Source organism: Pseudomonas sp. (assembly GCF_050739995.1).
Classification (GTDB): Bacteria; Pseudomonadota; Gammaproteobacteria; order Pseudomonadales; family Pseudomonadaceae; genus Aquipseudomonas.
In genome coordinates this window covers 1-2,993 of record NZ_JBOICG010000242.1, presented here as the reverse complement: position 1 = coordinate 2,993, position 2,993 = coordinate 1, and the positions used below count along the sequence as shown (strand labels likewise).

Here is a 2,993-nt window from a genome sequence, read left to right as displayed (position 1 = left end):
GTCCATCCGCGATCTGCGCAAGGAATTTGATGGTTTCGTCGCCGTCGATGACGTCAACCTGGACGTGCGCAAGGGCGAAATCTTCGCCCTGCTGGGTGGTTCGGGCAGTGGCAAGTCCACGTTGCTGCGCTGCCTGGCCGGCTTCGAAACGCCCACCAAGGGCAAGATCCTGCTTGACGGGCAGCCGATCACCACGCTGCCGCCCTACGAGCGGCCGATCAACATGATGTTCCAGTCCTACGCCTTGTTTCCCCACATGACTGTGGCGCAGAACATCGCCTTCGGCCTGCAGCAGGACAAGATCCCCAAGGCCGAGATCGACGCCCGCGTGGCCGAGATGCTCAAGCTGGTGCAGATGAGCCAGTACGCCAAGCGCAAGCCGCACCAGTTATCCGGTGGCCAGCGTCAGCGTGTGGCCCTGGCTCGTTCCCTGGCCAAGCGCCCGAAATTGCTGCTGCTCGATGAGCCGATGGGCGCGCTGGACAAGAAACTGCGTTCGCAGATGCAACTGGAGCTGGTTGAGATCATCGAGCGCGTCGGCGTGACCTGCGTGATGGTGACCCACGACCAGGAAGAGGCCATGACCATGGCCGAGCGCATCGCGATCATGCACTTGGGCTGGATCGCCCAGATCGGCAGCCCGATCGACATCTACGAGACGCCGACCAGCCGCCTGGTGTGCGAGTTCATCGGCAACGTCAACATCTTCGACACCCAGGTGGTGGACGACGCCGAAGGCCACGCGGTGCTCAAGTGTGCTGACCTGGATCGCGACATCTACGTGGGCTACGGCATCGCCACTTCGGTGGAAGACAAGTCGGTGACTTACGCGATTCGCCCGGAAAAACTGCTGGTCACCACCGAAATGCCGACCTGCGAGCACAACTGGTCCAGCGGCAAGGTGCACGACATCGCCTACCTGGGTGGCCACTCGGTGTTCTACGTGGAACTGCCAAGCGGCAAGCTGGTGCAGTCCTTCGTCGCCAACGCCGAACGCCGTGGCCAGCGCCCGACCTGGGGTGACCAGGTGTACGTGTGGTGGGAAGACGACAGCGGCGTGGTACTTCGCTCATGAACATGAAGAAGCTCAAGCGCCAGTTGCAACGAATAACCCCCGGTGGCCGGCATGTGGTCATCGGGATCCCTTTCCTCTGGTTGTTCCTGTTCTTCATGCTGCCGTTCTTCATCGTCTTGAAGATCAGCTTTGCCGAAGCCGATGTCGCGATCCCGCCTTACACCGAGATCTACACCTTCGTTGAGCAGAAACTGCAGTTGGTGCTGAACCTGGCCAACTACTCGATGCTCGGCGACGATGAGTTGTACATCGCCGCGTACCTGGGCTCGCTGAAAATGGCGTTTTTCAGCACGCTGCTGTGCCTGCTGATCGGCTACCCGATGGCCTATGCCATCGCCAGTGCGCGCAAAGAAATGCAGACCGTACTGGTGCTGCTGATCATGATGCCGACCTGGACCGCGATCCTGATCCGCGTGTATGCGTGGATGGGCATCCTCAGCAACAACGGTTTGCTCAACGGCTTTTTGATGTCTATCGGGCTGATCAACGAGCCGCTGCAGATCCTCAACACCAACATCGCGGTGTATATCGGCGTGGTCTATTCGTACCTGCCGTTCATGATCCTGCCGCTGTACGCCAACTTGGTGAAACACGACCAGAGCTTGCTGGAAGCCGCGTCCGACCTGGGGTCGAGCACCTTCAACAGCTTCTGGAAGATCACCGTGCCGCTGTCCAAGAACGGCATCATCGCCGGCTGCATGCTGGTGTTTATCCCGGTGGTGGGCGAGTTCGTGATCCCGGAACTGCTGGGCGGCCCGGAAACCCTGATGATCGGTAAAGTGTTGTGGCAAGAATTCTTCAACAACCGTGACTGGCCGGTGGCCTCTGCCCTGGCGGTGGTGATGCTGGCGATCCTGATCGTGCCGATCATCCTGTTTAACCGCAGCCAAGCCAAAGAGATGGAGGGCAAGATATGAAGCGCGTCAGTTTCTCAAGCTTCATGCTGGTGGCGGGGTTGTTGTTCATCTACCTGCCGATGCTGATCCTGGTGATCTACTCGTTCAACGAGTCCAAGCTGGTGACCGTGTGGGGCGGTTGGTCGATCAAGTGGTACGTGGGCTTGCTGGACAACACCCAGTTGATGGGTTCGGTGGCGCGCTCCCTGGAAATCGCCTGCTACACGGCGGTGGCCGCAGTGGCGCTGGGTACGTTGGCCGCCTTCGTGCTGACACGCATCAGCCAGTTCAAGGGCCGCACGCTGTTTGGCGGCCTGGTGACCGCACCGCTGGTGATGCCGGAAGTGATCACCGGTCTGTCGCTGTTGCTGCTGTTCGTGGCCATGGCGCAGATGATCGGCTGGCCCCAGGAACGTGGCATCGTCACCATCTGGATCGCCCACACCACGTTCTGTGCGGCGTATGTGGCGGTGGTGGTGTCGGCGCGCCTGCGTGAGTTGGACCTGTCGATTGAAGAAGCGGCGATGGACTTGGGGGCACGCCCATGGAAGGTGTTCTTCCTGATCACCATTCCGATGATCGCGCCGTCGTTGGCGGCGGGCGGCATGATGTCGTTTGCGTTGTCCCTGGATGACCTGGTACTGGCCAGCTTCGTGTCGGGCCCGGGCTCTACGACCCTGCCGATGGAAGTGTTCTCGGCCGTGCGCCTTGGGGTCAAACCCGAGATCAACGCCGTGGCCAGCCTGATCCTGTTGGCGGTGTCGCTGGTGACTTTCCTCGTGTGGTTCTTCAGCCGTCGTGCCGAAGAGATGCGCAAGAAGGCGATCCAGCAAGCCGTAGAAGAAGCGGCGGCGGATGGCTGGCAGCAGCCGGACAAGCGCCGCGCGGCTGCACCGGTCTAATCAGGTCTACCTGAAGAAACCGGATCAAAATGTGGGAGCGGGCTTGCTCGCGAATGCTGAGTGTCAGTCACCAGATGTCTCGACTGGTCCACCGCATTCGCGAGCAAGCCCGCTCCCACA

At 60.6% G+C, this 2,993-nt stretch carries 3 protein-coding genes; all 3 read left to right on the top strand.

Annotation, left to right across the window (positions count from 1 at the left end; translation table 11 throughout):
- On the top strand, nucleotides 1-1,075 hold a 1,075-nt coding region (locus ACRESD_RS08255), incomplete at its 5' end, for an ABC transporter ATP-binding protein (protein ID WP_431750476.1).
- Nucleotides 1,072-1,992 (top strand): ABC transporter permease subunit, encoded by a 921-nt coding sequence (locus ACRESD_RS08250; protein ID WP_431750475.1) that lies wholly within the window; start codon nucleotides 1,072-1,074, stop codon nucleotides 1,990-1,992. The genes ACRESD_RS08255 and ACRESD_RS08250, both read left to right, overlap by 4 nt.
- Nucleotides 1,989-2,873 (top strand): ABC transporter permease subunit, encoded by an 885-nt coding sequence (locus tag ACRESD_RS08245; protein WP_431750474.1) that lies wholly within the window; start codon nucleotides 1,989-1,991, stop codon nucleotides 2,871-2,873. The genes ACRESD_RS08250 and ACRESD_RS08245 overlap by 4 nt, the downstream gene beginning before the upstream one ends.
- Nucleotides 2,874-2,993: the final 120 nt, after the last annotated feature.